Origin of the sequence: Enterococcus sp. AZ140 (genome assembly GCF_051714405.1) — a bacterium.
GTDB classification, from domain to species: Bacteria; Bacillota; Bacilli; order Lactobacillales; family Enterococcaceae; genus Enterococcus_B; species Enterococcus_B pernyi.
The window spans coordinates 1,520,693-1,535,792 of the sequence record NZ_JBIORU010000001.1 but is presented as its reverse complement, the minus strand read 5'-3'; the positions used below and the strand labels follow the sequence as shown (position 1 = coordinate 1,535,792).

At 38.2% G+C, this 15,100-nt stretch carries 17 protein-coding genes; 13 read left to right on the top strand and 4 right to left on the bottom strand.

Annotated elements, in window-relative coordinates; all coding sequences use genetic code 11:
- Positions 1 to 49: 49 nt before the first annotated feature.
- From IGJ39_RS07160 to IGJ39_RS07145, 4 genes are all read right to left on the bottom strand, one after another.
- A complete protein-coding gene (locus tag IGJ39_RS07160; protein WP_023519705.1) occupies positions 50 to 898 on the bottom strand; it encodes a YitT family protein in 849 nt (282 codons plus the stop codon).
- A gap of 237 nt (positions 899 to 1,135) precedes the next feature.
- Positions 1,136 to 1,495, bottom strand: a complete 360-nt coding sequence (locus tag IGJ39_RS07155; protein ID WP_010735408.1) for a PaaI family thioesterase — start codon at positions 1,493 to 1,495, stop codon at positions 1,136 to 1,138.
- Positions 1,496 to 1,699: 204 nt separating this feature from the next.
- Positions 1,700 to 1,891 carry a hypothetical protein gene (locus IGJ39_RS07150; RefSeq protein ID WP_104776877.1) on the bottom strand — a complete coding sequence of 64 codons (192 nt, stop codon included), beginning with the start codon at positions 1,889 to 1,891 and terminating at the stop codon, positions 1,700 to 1,702.
- A gap of 97 nt (positions 1,892 to 1,988) precedes the next feature.
- The gene (locus IGJ39_RS07145) at positions 1,989 to 2,435 is read right to left on the bottom strand and encodes a helix-turn-helix domain-containing protein (protein WP_010735409.1); all 447 of its coding nucleotides are present in this window, start codon (positions 2,433 to 2,435) and stop codon (positions 1,989 to 1,991) included.
- A 135-nt stretch (positions 2,436 to 2,570) separates the two neighbouring features.
- Between IGJ39_RS07145 and IGJ39_RS07140 the strand changes: the two genes are divergently transcribed.
- From IGJ39_RS07140 to menC, 13 genes are all read left to right on the top strand, one after another.
- The gene (locus tag IGJ39_RS07140; RefSeq protein ID WP_066025029.1) at positions 2,571 to 2,831 is read left to right on the top strand and encodes a helix-turn-helix domain-containing protein; all 261 of its coding nucleotides are present in this window, start codon (positions 2,571 to 2,573) and stop codon (positions 2,829 to 2,831) included.
- A gap of 640 nt (positions 2,832 to 3,471) precedes the next feature.
- Positions 3,472 to 3,885 carry an ArpU family phage packaging/lysis transcriptional regulator gene (locus tag IGJ39_RS07135; protein ID WP_195339288.1) on the top strand — a complete coding sequence of 138 codons (414 nt, stop codon included), beginning with the start codon at positions 3,472 to 3,474 and terminating at the stop codon, positions 3,883 to 3,885.
- 287 nt (positions 3,886 to 4,172) lie between these two features.
- Entirely contained in the window at positions 4,173 to 4,406 is a 234-nt protein-coding gene (locus IGJ39_RS07130; RefSeq protein ID WP_104776874.1) for a hypothetical protein, read from the top strand.
- A 1-nt stretch (position 4,407) separates the two neighbouring features.
- On the top strand, positions 4,408 to 4,680 hold the full coding sequence (locus tag IGJ39_RS07125) for a holin (protein ID WP_066025026.1): 273 nt from the start codon (positions 4,408 to 4,410) through the stop codon (positions 4,678 to 4,680).
- Between the two features lie 31 nt (positions 4,681 to 4,711).
- On the top strand, positions 4,712 to 5,611 hold the full coding sequence (locus IGJ39_RS07120) for a peptidoglycan recognition protein family protein (protein WP_272019733.1): 900 nt from the start codon (positions 4,712 to 4,714) through the stop codon (positions 5,609 to 5,611).
- 122 nt (positions 5,612 to 5,733) lie between these two features.
- A complete protein-coding gene (locus IGJ39_RS07115) occupies positions 5,734 to 6,735 on the top strand; it encodes an N-acetylmuramoyl-L-alanine amidase (RefSeq protein WP_195339287.1) in 1,002 nt (333 codons plus the stop codon).
- 276 nt (positions 6,736 to 7,011) lie between these two features.
- Positions 7,012 to 7,359, top strand: coding sequence for a transposase (locus IGJ39_RS07110; protein WP_195339286.1), 348 nt, complete (start codon positions 7,012 to 7,014; stop codon positions 7,357 to 7,359).
- A 381-nt stretch (positions 7,360 to 7,740) separates the two neighbouring features.
- On the top strand, positions 7,741 to 8,556 hold the full coding sequence (menB, locus tag IGJ39_RS07105) for a 1,4-dihydroxy-2-naphthoyl-CoA synthase (RefSeq protein ID WP_010735416.1): 816 nt from the start codon (positions 7,741 to 7,743) through the stop codon (positions 8,554 to 8,556).
- Positions 8,531 to 10,015, top strand: a complete 1,485-nt coding sequence (menE, locus tag IGJ39_RS07100) for an o-succinylbenzoate--CoA ligase (protein ID WP_195339291.1) — start codon at positions 8,531 to 8,533, stop codon at positions 10,013 to 10,015. Before menB ends, menE begins: the two co-directional genes overlap by 26 nt.
- Positions 9,996 to 11,354, top strand: coding sequence for an isochorismate synthase (locus tag IGJ39_RS07095; RefSeq protein WP_229048893.1), 1,359 nt, complete (start codon positions 9,996 to 9,998; stop codon positions 11,352 to 11,354). Before menE ends, IGJ39_RS07095 begins: the two co-directional genes overlap by 20 nt.
- On the top strand, positions 11,351 to 13,060 hold the full coding sequence (menD, locus tag IGJ39_RS07090; RefSeq protein WP_195339285.1) for a 2-succinyl-5-enolpyruvyl-6-hydroxy-3-cyclohexene-1-carboxylic-acid synthase: 1,710 nt from the start codon (positions 11,351 to 11,353) through the stop codon (positions 13,058 to 13,060). Before IGJ39_RS07095 ends, menD begins: the two co-directional genes overlap by 4 nt.
- On the top strand, positions 13,060 to 13,896 hold the full coding sequence (menH, locus tag IGJ39_RS07085) for a 2-succinyl-6-hydroxy-2,4-cyclohexadiene-1-carboxylate synthase (RefSeq protein WP_195339284.1): 837 nt from the start codon (positions 13,060 to 13,062) through the stop codon (positions 13,894 to 13,896). The genes menD and menH overlap by 1 nt, the downstream gene beginning before the upstream one ends.
- Positions 13,887 to 14,999: an o-succinylbenzoate synthase gene (menC, locus tag IGJ39_RS07080; protein ID WP_195339289.1), complete on the top strand. Its 1,113-nt coding sequence runs from the start codon at positions 13,887 to 13,889 to the stop codon at positions 14,997 to 14,999. The genes menH and menC overlap by 10 nt, the downstream gene beginning before the upstream one ends.
- Positions 15,000 to 15,100: the final 101 nt, after the last annotated feature.

Genomic DNA, 15,100 nt, shown 5'->3' with positions numbered 1-15,100 from the left:
AAGAGTAGACTTTTTTATAGGAATAGGTCCGTTCATTTTAATTGCGACATCATTCGATCGGATGGTACGTAAATCCACTACCCATGACTTCTGCTACACTATTGACGATGACAAAAGCATTCGGATCGATTTCTTCAATTATCGGTTTGACTTTAGAAAATTCTTGGTCAGTGACAACCATCAACAACACTTCTTTTGATAGATTACTATAACCGCCTCTAGCTTCTAGGATCGTGAACCCACGTCCAATCTCCTGACTTAAACGTGTATGGATTTCTAAAAGATGATTCTCGCTTAGAACCATGATCGATTTTTGACGATTTGTTCCTGTTTCAATGTAATTCATCACGATGGATGTAATTACGATCGACAGAATCGCATAGAGAAATTCATCAAATCCAAAAACAAATAAGGTTAAGGAAACAACGACAGCATCGGTCATCAAAAGTCCAATGGAAGTACTTAAATTGAAGTATTTTTTGAAGATAAGGGGAGGGATCGTGGTACCGCCACTAGATGAATTATTTTTGTATAAGATAGCTACACCCAAAGCAAAGATCGCACTACCGAAAATGACTGATAAGAGACGATCAGGCGTGATCATATACTCTGGGACGATCTCAATGATCGCTGGGAAGACTAAACTACCAAATAATACTTTAAAGAAAGGTTTCTTGCCTAAAAAAATCAAGGCCAAGATCAACATGATGATATTCAAAACTAGTATAACTGTTGCTCGGTTCAAACCTAAAGCTGACTCAAGTAAAATACCAAGTCCACTTACGCCACCAGCTGCAATGTGATGCGGACCTAAAAACATGTTGATACTGATAGCTAAAATAGTTAAAGCAAATACTATTTTAATGTATGTCCAAATTATATTTCTACCGTGTTTCATTTATCCACTTCCTACTATACATTTATTTCCAACTATTCTCATTATACATTAATTTTGTATAAAAGTTAACAAAGTTGAAAAAGAAAGTTAGATAAACCTAAATTTATAATGAATCGTTCAAAGATAAAATGGGTCGAAATAGTGGACATCAATCAATAAAAACAATTATGAAATGGAACGAAGGGTGTATTTTTTGATTCATGCTGACTCGATATTTATAGAAACTATTTATAAAAGCTAATTGACCATCAAGGTGCATTGCCCTGTAGCGATTTTTAAATCATTATCTAAATAAATCGTTGCCTGCCAAAAATGAATATTTTTCCCGATTTTTTCAGGTTGTGCAACCACTCTCAAGTTACCTGTAGAGGCTTTATTCAAATGTTGGACTTGCAGATCGATACCTACAGCAAAGTGGGGGGCTTGTAAATATTCGTTAGCCCCAATGCTACAAGCCGTTTCGATCAATACAGCATTAATTCCTCCATGCAAATAGCCATAAGGTTGGTGATGCTTTTCGTCAATTGCTAAAGTCAATTGGACTTCTTTAGGTGAAACAATACACGTTTCAATCCCTAGATGATCTAATAAATTCATCCTGTTACTCCTTATTTCTTATTCTTTATTGCTACTGTCATAATTAAACTCTATTTTTATCATTCAAACACTGTTTGCGAACTATTAGGGTATTCAATTAAAAATACTTTTACTGATGAATGGAAGAACTGTCAGTTAAAATTTAATCATTTAGTTTGAATGAAACACTCGTTCTAAATCTTTTACCAGAAAAAATGCCAAAGTTCATAAAAACAAATAATGGTCTGCTTTTTTTAGTTTTTTCATTAATTTCCGGATTTCTTTTATTTCATTAGGCGTATAGCCACCAATTATCCCTTTAACCAATGCTTTTTCTTTTTCTACTCCTGCCTTTTTATGATGAAGTCTTTTTTCAAAATCAACTATTTCTTTTGAAAAATTATTTTTTTTAGGCAATCAGAAAAAAAACACCCCCTATATATACGGTTATATAACAATTATATTATTATTATTCTAAAATTGTAACCGTTCGTTTAAAAAGGGGGAAAGGGATTTAGCTGATATTTTTATTTTGTTCTTTTTGCCTTTTACTGGTAATTACTTTATGTAAATTTTCAAAGGCCTCGAATCCATATTCTTCTACGAATTCATCAATTTCTTTGAGAAGTTCTTCATTATCAAGCTTTGTTTCTAACTGTTGTTCTTCTAATTTTTTTCCTGCAAAAGAGATGACTGACTGTTGTCTTTCGCTATCAAGTTTTTCAAAGATAGAGAGTAGACGACGAGAATTTTCTTCCTCACCTTCAATAATATAACCTTTTGTCACATGAAATAACTCAGCAATTTTTTGAATAGCACCCATACGAGGTGTTTTTAATCCAGTTTCCCAATTAGAAATAGTTTGCTTGCTAACACCGACTTTTATTGCCAATTCTTCTTGCGTCATTTGTTGTTTATGCCTTAGTTCACTAATCTTCTGTCCAATAATATTTTTATCCATAATAATCCTCCGAATTCTTACTCCAATAATATACCAGAAACTGGTCTAAATCAACATTAAGTTATACATAGTTATATAAAATTATTTACTATAACTTTAAGTTATATTAAAATATATAAATAGGAGGTGTTTTATATGTTGCAAATATCTTTGAAAGCAGCAAGAGTAAATTCAGATTTGAATCAGACTGAAGTAATTGACATTCTGCAAAATAGTTATGGTCTAAATCTTACTAAAGAACAGCTTGCTGAGTACGAGGATGATGCCACTGATGTGCCGATTTCTTTAGCAAAGAAATTTTCGGAAATTTATGGTATTTCCGATGACTATATATTTTTCGGTAACAAATCAACTTTAAGTTATATTTCACGTGGATTAAACCAAAATAATCTTTAGTGATTCATGTGATAAACATCAAGATAACCACTTAAAATTGATGAACAGCATATGACCTATTAATTGATGTGACGAATAAAATCATTTAAACCAAACGATGGTCTTTCAACATTTTAGCGTCCTTGTAATGGGTACTAATATAAGCGGACACATTTAATTTTTATTAAGGAGTGAGTAAGAATGCCATTGAACTGTCGGTCTTGAAAAAAAAAAAAAACTCGGACCTACAAATCTTCGGTTTATCCAACCAGATTATGAAGGCATAGAAGCATTAATGAGGTAATTGAAGGAAAAACCACGTTGGAAAAGAGGAGTAAAAATGTAATCTGGATTACGTAATCTCAAAAATCCGGTCAAACAGGTCAATCATCCTAAAAACACACGAAAAGAAATAGAAAAGTATTGTGTATCCAATGATATTGGTTATGAAGATTTAATGATTGACTAATTCGAACAATCTTTAGTTTAAGTATAGTATGAAAAAAAATACTTCATACCTTAGGAAACGTCTATTTTTATATGAGTTGGAAAAGAAATAAAATGAAAACTCTGTGCAATTTAGTTTGTGGTTTGACTAGTAGAAGCCAAATACTTTATATCAGTAGATCTAAAAGATGATTTTTTAAAGGAGTGATTTTTTTTGATGTACCCCAAAAGAATAGATATGAAACAAACAAGATGCAATATGAGAGAAGTCTTAAAAAATTTTCGTAAACTTGATCGGATGGTAGGACGTGTCACAGTCGACATTGAATCTCCTCATAGAATCAATAGCTTAAAAGCAACTCTTTCTGATCTATCTTCAGAAAGGGCATCTATGCAAATGATAGCGATTGAAGCAGAAAGAAATGCAATCTTAAATGCTTTGATGGTTTTGAGTCTAACGAATCGAATGATCCTTTATTATTCTTACTTTGTTCCTGAAAGTTTTTCGAATTATAAGATTAGTCTTGAAATCGGTTATTCCGAAAGAACGATTCAGAGAAAAAAAGCAGAAGCATTGATTGAATTTGCTGAAGCATATAAGACTGGAAAACTGATTGCGTATAAATAATTTGGCGTTTTTTTGGCAGATGATTGGCGGTTCCATCCTCTTCTTTGATGCTAGTATGAATGTAAGCTTAGGAAATGGCAGAAAATAATAAGTATTTGTTTTTCTATGTAATAACAGGTGATAGATAGGTGTATCTACATTTTCAGGATGAACATGGCACATATAGTGGAATAAAGAAAATAGAGCAATCAACTTAAGTCACTATATGAAACGAAAGAAGAATCAAATGATGAAAGATACAAATATTCTCACAGAAACAAAAACGTCAAAGATAACGGAGGTAGAGAATGGCGGAAGTATCAATTGGTGAATGGATGGCTGTCATAACACTTGGTGGAACGTTGATTGTAGGCGTAGCAAAATTCTATGCAATGTTTACAAAGCTCGATCATACATTGGGAAAATTAGAAAATACTATTGTTCGAGTAGAAAAAAGCCAAATCGAGTATGGCAATCGTCTATCAATTATTGAAGAACAAATCAAATCTATTTTCAAACAAATTGGAAAGGAGGTGAGGTAAGTTGACCGAAATCTTAACGATTTCAAGTATTATCACACCACTGGTCGTCGGTGTGACAGAACTGGTGAAAGGACAAATAGGGCGCAGTAAACTTTTGCCTATCAGCAACGTGATTACTGGAATTTTGCTTAGTGGGCTGTATTCCTTCTCATTCGTTCCACAGGATCTCATTCTTTATTTATGGGCAGGAGCGATTGCTGGTTTGGCCGCAGGTGGATTATTTGATCTAGGAGATCATGTAATGAAACTACAGGAGTCTAATAAAAGCAATTGATCGTCCCAAGTTTCTTTTACCAGTAAAGGAGGTGAGGAAGATAAAACTGGAGGATCTACGAGGAGATGGACGTATTTTAGGACCGACCAATGCCAAACGAGAGGCATCAGAAATAACTAAAATTGCGCGTCATCATTCGGCAACAACCACAGGAGATGTATGGGCGTTTCAACACTATTGGAAGAACACATTGGGGTGGGGAACTGGCGGCTATCATGAGATTATCCTAAGAGATGGCACGGTACAATGGTGTTACTTTGATGAAGATATAACAAATGGTGTTGGGGGACATAACACAGCAACCTACCATATTTGTCTTGTTGGAAATGGCTCGTTCACTCAAGAACAAGAAAAAGCATTTGATACGCGAGCAAAAGCGGCGATGAAACGTTTTGACCTATCAGTGAAGGATGTTTTGGGGCACAATGAGTTCATTGGACACTCTTCAACTATCTGTCCGGGTATTAACATGATGATGATTCGTGATCGCTTAGGTGCTGCTGAGGACTTGACACATGATGAAATTATTTTAGCTAGTCCACCCAAGGCAGTCGGAAACTATCGAGGAAAATTAGAAATATTCAATGAGCTATCTTTAGGTATGTTTCGGATAGCAGGATGGTTAATACCACAAAATGGAGCAGCCTTTTTAGATCTAGGCTATGTTTTTTGGATAGATGCCGATAATCCATCTGTAGAAGTTGGTCGTTGTCGGTCAGCAGGCATTATACGAGACGATGTGAATGTTGCTTACGGCTTACCAACTGGTCTACGGTTTGGTTTGGACGGCACACTTGACATTCAAAAACATGCAGGAAAAAAAGTATTTCCGATGTTAAGACGGACGAATGAACCAAACGGAAATATGATCAGTGGACAAACAGTTGATGTTTCTTTTCCAGAATATACTTTGACCATTCCTAAACGATAATAAAGTTTGTTTCATTGTTCATATTATAATCAAACAAAAACAATACAACAATAAATAAAATATCAAAATTTAATGAGAAAATGATTTTGTAAAATAATAAAATCAGAGAAGGGAAGATTACTATGACAATCAAAATTGAGGATTTACGAGGAGATTCACGGATTTTAGGACCAACTAATGCGAAACGAGACGTTTCAGTGGTCAAAAACATTGCACGTCACCATTCAGCAACTGAAACAGGAGATGTTTTTATCTTTCAACAATATTGGAATGGAGAACTAGGCTGGGGAACTGGCGGTTATCATGAGATTATCTTACGTGACGGAACTGTACAATGGTGCTACTTTGATGAAGATGTAACTAATGGTGTTGGTGGGCACAATACACCAACTTATCATATCTGTTTAGTAGGAAATGGTTCATTTACGGAAGCTCAAGAAGAAGCTTTCAATCAGCGTGCGAAAGCCGCAATGGAACGATTTGGTTTATCCGTTGAAAACGTCTTAGGCCATAATGAGTTTAGTGGACATGCATCAAATATTTGTCCAGGGACAAATATGGATGCTGTCAGAGATATCCTTAATGGTGGGGATGGCAGCGTTCCAGAACCGGACTATATCATGCATGATTGGAATAAAGAAATGGTCGTAGCAGCAGATGTTTTAAATGTACGCCAAGAGCCAAACACACGATCAGCAATCTTACGTCAATTAACTAGAAGTCAAGTTTTCCATTCTGCACGAGTGACGATCAACGGGGAGTTAGTGAATGGTATCAGACACTGGTATGAAGTGGATGGTAACGGATGGGTTTCAGGATCATTAGTAGCAGAAGCATCATCTGATAATGAATGGATTGAACGAAAAGGCGAGGTGACTGTCGCTATTTCAGGAGGGATCAACTTACGAGGACCTTCAAGTGACAATGTAACCAATCCAACTAGTCTGCCAATACTACGTCGCGTGGATCTGGGGGAAACGTTCGAATATGACAAAATACTCGTACAAAAGAATGGGCATGCCTTTGTAAGACAGTCAATTAGTGAAGGTTATACTTGGTTGGCTATTGGTTCAACTGCTAATGGAATCGTTACTTCATACTGGGTTACTGGCATTGAAATCTAATTGATATAATAATTACGCACAGTTTTGAGAAAAGCCGAAAACTAACAGAAACAAGTAAAAAAACGAAAATTTGAAAATAAATTTTCGTTTTTTTACTTGTTTTCGAAAGATTTGCCTTTGAAACTACATCGATAATCACTATTTCTCTTATTCAAGTATAGTGAGAGTTAAGGGAAGCTCGAACATACTCTAATGGACCTCGAGTCCGTGTAAAGAAAAGTCGAATCGAAATGAATGAGTGAAGGATGTTCAATCAAATAATAAAGGAGAAGTCGCATGACCTTTATTTTTGCTTTTGACGTATCTAAAGGTAAAAGTTACAAAGTACTTTATCATAATCAACAATGTCTAACAGAAGGGAAAGTCTGTCATAATCAAGAAGAGTTCCGCCAGTTACTTGAAGAAATCACCGTACTGCCAGAAACGCCTGAAATTATTTTTGAAGCAACCGGTGTCTCCTCTCGTCTATTAGAAAAATTCTGTCAAAATAACCGGTTAGCCTATTGTCTATTAAACTTTTTGGAGAGAGATATATTAGCCCTCTCATACCACCTGAAACTGAATAAGCGGCGAGAACAGAATCAACCTCTTCATTATTTATATAAAAGAGCTGTACTGCTGTGAAAGTATGTCTATCTAGGAAATAGCGACTAAAATAGTAAACGAAATAGAGGATTTTGAAAACATTCATTTGCTTGCGTAGCAATTGTTTATTATGAGTATGGATGGTAAAAGCAAAAAAATTACGTATTGGGTATATGCTAGATTATGAATATAGCCAGGGACTAATAAGAGAAGATATTTGAAGTAATCAATTACAATGAAAAATAGAAACAATAAATTCACTGAAAAAATCTAAAATCATTTATTTGAAAGTTAGATTATAAAGCTTTTCTTGCGCTTAACTCATTCAATATTCTTTGTACAGTAATTTATAAAGAAATTATCATTAAATGCTTAAAACTTGTGTATAATAAATTTAATGAATTTTAGGAGGAGATAGAAATGAGAGAATGGAAAACGATCAAGGAATACGACGAAATCTTATTTGAACAATATGGGAAGATTGCTAAGATAACAATCAATCGTCCAGAGGTTCATAATGCTTTTACACCAAAAACAGTCTTTGAGATGATCGAAGCTTTTACAATCAGTCGTGATCGTCAAGATATCGGTGTTATCATTTTGACAGGAGCTGGTGACAAAGCATTTTGTTCAGGTGGCGATCAGAAAGTTCGAGGAAATGGTGGGTATGTTGGTGAAGACCAAATTCCGCGTCTGAATGTACTAGATTTGCAACGATTGATCCGAGTCATTCCTAAGCCAGTGATTGCGATGGTAAAAGGTTGGTCGATCGGTGGTGGAAATGTCTTACAACTTGTGTGTGATATCACAATCGCAGCCGAAAATGCGAAATTCGGTCAAACAGGGCCTAACGTTGGGAGCTTCGATGGTGGCTATGGTTCGGGTTACTTGGCTCGTGTCGTAGGGCATAAAAAAGCGAAAGAAGTTTGGTTCATGACGAAGCAGTATAGTGCTGAAGAAGCGTTGGCAATGAATTGGATCAATACGGTCGTACCGCTCGAACAAGTAGAAGATGTGACGATCGAGTGGGCAGAAGAGATGTTGAAGAAAAGCCCACTAGCTCTACGAATGATCAAAGCGGCAATGAACGCAGATACAGATGGCTTAGCAGGTATCCAACAATTGGCAGGGGATGCGACGCTTTTATATTACACCATGGATGAAGCACAAGAAGGACGTGACGCATTTAAAGAAAAAAGAGAACCTGATTTTGACCAATTTCCTAAGTTCCCTTAAACCTCAACCTAATAGCTGGTTGCAAAAACAAGCAATGCTTCATCCAGATGCACCAGCCTGTCAGTGGAACGATCATCATTTGTCTTTTCGCGAGCTGACATCACACGTTCAAAGTTTTGCAGAGTATTATCATCGAATATTACCCAAAGCGAGTGAACGAGTTGCCTTGTATTGTGAAAATGATTTAGATGCCTATTTATCGATCTTGGCATTATGGGAGTTAGGAAAAGAAATCCAGTTTGTCAATTCACGCTTGACGACGAATGAGATCAGTGAACAGATGGCAGATGCTGGGACATCCACTCTTATTTCTGCCAATAAATTAGCAGTCAACGAGCGCATCACTTGGTATTCATTTCCCGATCCTTCGGAATTACACGTCCTACAGCCGAAGGATTGGTTTGATGAAGGGTACGGAGAAAAGGCGATCGCGTCAATCATGTATACGTCTGGAACGACAGGTAAACCGAAGGGCGTACCGCAAACATTTGCCAATCACTATGCGAGTAGCCAAGCGACTGCGCTAAGTTTAGAAGTAGATCGTTCAGATAGCTGGATCTGCTGTGTGCCACTCTATCACATTAGTGGCTTGTCTATTTTATTACGCTCACTTGCTTTAGGCATCCAAGTGATTCTGTTGCAGGGATTCTCTCCTCAACAAGTCCATCAACTTTTAGCAAATGGAAGTGGCAACTATATTTCTTTGGTCAGCAAAATGTTGAAAGACCTTGAACCATTGATCCCAGAAAGTGGTTATGCTCCCTCATTCAAAAAAGTATTATTAGGGGGAGGGCCGGGAGAAGGACGAGTCATGCAAGCATGTATGGAAAAACAGGTGCCTGTGATGCTTTCTTATGGCATGACAGAAACCTGTTCACAGATCGTCGCCCTTTCTCCAGAGTCATTCGAAGCAAAAACCGGTTCTTCTGGTAAAGCTTTGTCTGAGGTATCGATCCGTATTCAAAAAGATAAGAAGTCAGATCAAATGGGAGAGATTTTAGTCAAAGGACCATCGATCACCGACCACTATTTGAATAGCGTCAATCCGGATTCTTGGACAGAGGATGGCTGGTTTCACACTGGCGATTGGGGGTACCTTGATGAAGAGGATTATCTTTATATTGTCAGTCGCATGAGTGAACGCATCATTTCGGGGGGAGAAAATATTTTCCCAGTTGAAATCGAGCGAGTACTTTTAACTTGCAATAAAATTGCGGAGGTCGCTGTCGTAGGGGCTTGGGATGAAACATGGGGACAAACACCTGTTGCTTATGTGCGATTAGATGAACCACTTACTGATAGAGAAATCACTGAGCTACTAGCGCCATTAGCACGTTACAAGCATCCAACTAAAATCTACTGTGTCTCGGAAATTCCTAAAACGGCGACTGGAAAACCAATCAAACGTCTTTTAATGACAGAAGAAAGAGTGAATTACATTGAATATCAAATTAGATAGCTCAATCGATGATCAGCTTTTAAAAAATCATCTTTATTTTACTTATAGCTACGAGCTTGGTGAACAAACGGTAAAAAAACTCTTACCTCTTGTCCCATCTAAAGGAGATCGCTTTTATTGGTGTCCTCCTGATGAGGATTGTGAGCTATTAGGAATAGGAGAAAATTTATTTGATGGACAACAGGATGATATGCCCAGTGCTATCAGAGGATTTTCTCTTGAGTTTTCTAAAAGTTTTTTAAACGTATCAAGCCAGAAGGGTAGACCTTTGCTTTTTGGAGGCTTTCCCTTTGATCCAAACAACTTAAAAGAAAAGATTTGGAGTGAGCTTGAATCTGGCTATTTCATTCTACCAAGTATTCTTTTCAAGCGAATAGGTTCAAAGACTCAAGTTGTTTTGACAATCAGAAAAGAAGCGGCAACAACCAGGAGTCTTTTAAAAGATTTTTCGTATTTAGATAGTCTTGTGAGTGAATTGTTAGATGGCAAAGAACAAGAACAATCAGCAAATGTTCTTGTGTCGTCCGAAGAGCTGGCAGTTCCAACTTTTCTATACAATGTAGATGATGCGCGCAAGGAAATCATACACAAAGCTACTTCGCTTAAAAAGGTCGTCTTAGCAAGACAATTGGCAATACACGGATCTTTCCAGTCGCTCACTCAAATTCTTCATCGTTTAGCTGAACAACAACCACAGACTTATTTATTTCTTTTAGCATCGGATCAACTTGCTTTCATTGGTGCAACTCCAGAACGATTGATTCAAGGAACGAAAAGTCATTTTATGACTGCTGGGATAGCAGGTTCGGCACCTAGAGGATCTACTATGCAAGAAGACGATGAAATCGGTAAAGAACTTTTAAAAGACTCTAAAAATACACAAGAACACGGAATTGTTGCGCAACGATTAGAGGATCAATTAGCAAATATTGTCGCAGGGGATGTCGCTGTTTCTTCCCGTCGGTTATTGAAAAACCGTGATATTCAACATTTAGCGATGACTTTCTCTGGAGAACGTAAACAGGGAGTCTCATTGATCGATGCGGTTGAACTGATCCATCCTTCACCGGCTTTAGGTGGTGAACCTCAAGGATTGGCGTTGCAATGGATCAAAGATCATGAACCTTTCGGTAGAGGGTTATACGGGGCACCAATCGGGTGGGTGGACCCGATCGAGGATGTCGGTGAGTTTGCTGTAGGCATCCGCTCAGGCATCTTGACTGAAACCGAAGGAATATTATATGCAGGTTGTGGCATTGTTGCGGATTCTGATCCTGAGGCAGAACGCCAAGAAACATTGCTGAAATTCCAACCAATGCTTAGAGGAGTGAAAGGATGACGAGACAACAAGAGATGACCGCTTATTTATTGGCATTCATCAAAGGAATGAAAGAAGGCGGGCTTAAAAATGTCGTGATCAGTCCTGGTTCACGATCGACCCCACTTGCCTTGTTACTTCATAGAGACCCAGAGATCAATACAACAGTCAATGTTGATGAGCGATCGGCGGCATTCTTTGCATTAGGTATGGCAAAAGCATTGAAACAACCAGTCGGGGTTCTTTGTACGTCTGGTACTGCCGCAGCGAACTTCTTTCCAGCGGTTTGTGAAGCAAAAGCAACAAACATTCCTTTACTATTGCTAACAGCAGATCGTCCACCAGAAGCACGTGGCGTTGGTTCGCAACAAACGATGGACCAACAAAAGTTATTTGGTTCGCATATCAAAAAGTTTATTGAATTAGCACTTCCTGAAGCCAGTTCGGAAATGATACGGTATAGCTACTGGCATGGTGCCAATAGTGCCTATGAAGCAACACGCGTGCCTGCTGGCCCTATTCAGATCAATTTGCCTTTTAGAGAGCCATTATTGCCTGATTTAACTTTTTCTCTTGATGGATCTTTTCATCCAAAAAAACTGGTTACTCAAATTGTGTCGAAGCAAGTACCGGAGCTTGTTCCTTGGCTATCAAAAAAAGGGTTGATGATCGTCGGTAAAGAATTGACACCTGATGAGGCAAAAGCGTTACTTACTTTAGCAACAGCTTTACAATGGCCAATCATTGGCGATCCTTTAGCAAATCTAGGTGCTTGTCAACAAATGAGCGATGTCTATCTTCCGCACGCAGATTTGATTTTTTCTGGACCGGTTACTGAAACGCCTGAAGTCATTTGGCAATTTGGTAATCTTCCTGTAGCTAAAAATGTGATGCTTTATTTAAAAAAACATCACGAAGCTATTTCTGACTATGTTTTGATCGATGAGGAAGAATGGCGTGATCCATTACATTTAGGAACGAGTTTTGTTCAAATCAGCGTGCTTGATTTCTGTAAACTAGTACTGGAAACTTTGGATGCAATACCTACGCCAACCCCTGACGAATGGTTGGCGCAATGGAAAAGAGCTTATAAAAAAGCGAGAGAAGTCATCACTAAAGAATTGTCTATCGATGAATGGAGCGAAAGCAATGCTAGTTGCCAGTTATTGCAAGCGATAAAATCAGAGGAAGCTTTATTTTTAGCAAATAGCAACGCGATCCGCTTTGTTGATCGTTTTGCTTCGCCTACTGGAGAATCATTTCCAATCTATGGGAATCGAGGGATCAACGGGATCGACGGGTTGATTTCTACAGCGGCAGGAATCGCTTTGGTAAGGAACAAGCGGATGTTTGTCTTGATCGGCGATCTTGCGCTGTTTCATGACATGAACGCGTTGGAGCTAATTCGACGTTATCACTTACCTGTTACTTTAGTCGTATTGAACAACAATGGTGGTGGAATTTTTTCTTTTCTTCCTCAAAATCAACTTTCAGAGACTGATTTTGAACCATTGTTTGGTACACCACTTGATTTAGAATTAGAGAAAGTAGCAGATTTATATAATGGTCATTATATACAACCAACTTCAAGGAAAGAGTTTGCGCAAGCGATTGAAAAAAGCCGGAGTCAAGGGGATTGGACAATGATTGAAATCAGAGGGCAACAACAAGAACCTGTTCAATTATGGGAGCAGATGAAGCGTCGTTATCAGGAGGAAATAGACTGATGCCAGTTGAGACTGTACGTGGGGCGGCTTACCATTACCGTTGGTTACAGCAAACTGATCCAAAGCAGCCAACGGTTATTTGTTTGCATGGCTTTACCGGTAGTACACAAACCTTTATGTTTGAGAATCCTCAGTTTAATTACTTAGCCATCGATTTGATCGGTCATGGAAAAACAGCGGTTTACCTGCATCCTTATCGCTACCAACTTTCGTCACTAGTAGCTGACTTGGCGAGTTTAGTCTCATTATTAGAAATCCCCTCTTTTTATGTATTAGGCTACTCGATGGGCGCTCGAGTAGCACTTGCTTGGGCGCTCGAACAACCACAAGGGATCAAAGGACTCATTTTAGAAGGTGGAACTGCAGGAATTGCAGATGAACAGCAACGAAACCATCGTAAAAAAGCTGATCGAAAACTTGCTTTACGTTTATTGAGAGAGCCTTTGATTGATTTTGTTGATGATTGGGAGAAGTTGCCACTATTCGCTTCACAACAGGCGCTATCCTTGGAACAAAAAAGCAGAGTAAGAAACGAGCGACTTGCTCAAAATAAGCTAGGTTTAGCATTAAGTCTTTACTATATGGGAACTGGCGCGCAAAAAAATTATTGGCCAGATTTAGCGAGTATCGAATGCCCACTATTGTATCTTGTTGGTCAAAAGGATGAGAAGTTCCAAAAGATCGGTAAACAAATGACAAACATTAAAGAGATTTTTCGTTGCCAGATCCTTGCGAATTGCGGGCACTGTTGTCACATCGAGCAGCCTAGGCTATTTGAAACAACTGTCACTACTTGGATCAGTGAAATGGAAAGGGAGTGGACGCCATCAAAATAGTCAACATCCAACAGTACTGTTTGCGATTACCCTTAGTGACACCTTTCAGAACGAGTTATAGTCGATTGGAAACAAAGGCTTTTGATTTGTTGATCGTGGAAGATGAGCTAGGGAATCAGGGGATCGGCGAGTTGGTCGCTTTTGAACGTGCAGATTACATCGAAGAAACGATTGATATGAGTCGGTCAGTATTACAAAAAGAACTGATTCCTTGTTTATTCGAACTTGACTTCTCACATCCAGAAGAAATTTGGTCAGCTTTCAAACATACGCAAGGGAATTTCATGGCAAAATCAGCGGTCGAAACAGCGGTTTGGGATCTTTATGCTCGTCGAATAGGGCGCCCATTACAAAAGTTGTTTTCTGCCGAACGATCAGCGATTCCCGTAGGTGTCAGTATTGGTGTCCATGACAACCCGATAGATTTACTTGCGACTGCAAAAACTTATGTTGATCAAGGATACCAACGAATCAAGTTGAAAATCACTCCTGGCAATGACTTAGTGCCACTGCAAGTGTTGCGTGAACAATATCCAGAGATCCAATTGATGGCTGATGCGAATTCTGCTTATACGATCAGCGATCTGCCGTTATTCAAGAAAATGGATGCCTTGAAGCTTGCGATGATCGAACAACCTTTTCACCCTCGTGACTATGTTGACCATGCCATACTTCAAAAGGAAATCAAAACAGCAGTTTGTCTTGATGAGAATATTCGAACACTGGAAGACGTAAAAACAGCTCATGCACTGGGAAGTTGTCGAGCAATCAATTTAAAGATTCCCAGAGTCGGAGGAATCACTGAGGCTTTAAGAATCGTCGATTTTTGTCAGGAAAATGATTTGCTCGTTTGGTTAGGTGGTATGTTTGAATCCGGAGTCGGTCGAGCGATGAATCTGCATTTTGCAAGTCAAGATTGCTTTACTTTTCCAGGAGACTTGTCTGCTTTTGATCGCTATTTCTATGATGATATCGTCGAACCCAAAGCACGAATCACAAATGGACATTTGAGGATTCCTGGTCAATCAGGGATTGGTGTCACATGGCAAGAAGAGCAGTTGTTAAATTATGCATATGATCAGAAAACCTATGTAAATAAATAGCGTCAAGAAGATGAATCACGCATGTTTTGTAAACAGTGTGCTATTCATCTTTTTTTTGCTAAAAATCTTGTTACCGATAACAATGATGTAAGCGTTGTCTT

Coding starts and splice junctions, on each gene's coding strand:
- IGJ39_RS07160 (WP_023519705.1), bottom strand. CDS start 898: ATGAAACACGGTAGAAATATAATTTGGACATACATTAAAATAGTATTT.
- IGJ39_RS07155 (WP_010735408.1), bottom strand. CDS start 1,495: ATGAATTTATTAGATCATCTAGGGATTGAAACGTGTATTGTTTCACCT.
- IGJ39_RS07145 (WP_010735409.1), bottom strand. CDS start 2,435: ATGGATAAAAATATTATTGGACAGAAGATTAGTGAACTAAGGCATAAA.
- IGJ39_RS07140 (WP_066025029.1), top strand. CDS start 2,571: ATGTTGCAAATATCTTTGAAAGCAGCAAGAGTAAATTCAGATTTGAAT.
- IGJ39_RS07130 (WP_104776874.1), top strand. CDS start 4,173: ATGGCGGAAGTATCAATTGGTGAATGGATGGCTGTCATAACACTTGGT.
- IGJ39_RS07115 (WP_195339287.1), top strand. CDS start 5,734: ATGACAATCAAAATTGAGGATTTACGAGGAGATTCACGGATTTTAGGA.
- IGJ39_RS07110 (WP_195339286.1), top strand. CDS start 7,012: ATGACCTTTATTTTTGCTTTTGACGTATCTAAAGGTAAAAGTTACAAA.
- menB (WP_010735416.1), top strand. CDS start 7,741: ATGAGAGAATGGAAAACGATCAAGGAATACGACGAAATCTTATTTGAA.
- menD (WP_195339285.1), top strand. CDS start 11,351: ATGACGAGACAACAAGAGATGACCGCTTATTTATTGGCATTCATCAAA.
- menH (WP_195339284.1), top strand. CDS start 13,060: ATGCCAGTTGAGACTGTACGTGGGGCGGCTTACCATTACCGTTGGTTA.